This window comes from Halomonas sp. ND22Bw (genome assembly GCF_003011945.1).
Classification (GTDB): Bacteria; Pseudomonadota; Gammaproteobacteria; order Pseudomonadales; family Halomonadaceae; genus Halomonas; species Halomonas halophila.
The window spans coordinates 1-277 of record NZ_PXWD01000726.1; the positions used below are offsets into that span (position 1 = coordinate 1).

The 277-nt window shown below is 68.2% G+C and carries 1 pseudogene; it reads right to left on the minus strand.

Annotated elements, in window-relative coordinates:
• Window positions 1-277: pseudogene (locus CVH10_RS20040) on the minus strand (hypothetical protein); the annotation flags it as partial.

The following is a 277-nucleotide window of genomic DNA, read 5'->3' on the forward strand; positions in this document are numbered from 1 at the left end:
CGCCTCGGCCTGGCGCGAATAGGTGGCGATGAGGTCGTCCGCCTCGTAGCGAATGAGCTCGATCGGCTGCAGTCCGAAGGCCCGCACGGCGTCGCGCATCAGCGGCATCTGCCGTTTCAGATCGTCCGGCGCGTCCGGCCGGTGGCCCTTGTAGTCCGGAAACAGCTCCTTGCGGAACGCGCCCTCGGACTTGTCGAACACGATGGCCAGATGGGTCGGCATCACGCCCGCCGCCCCCTCCTGCACGAACTGGGCGCTCTTGGTGCAGAACCGCCGC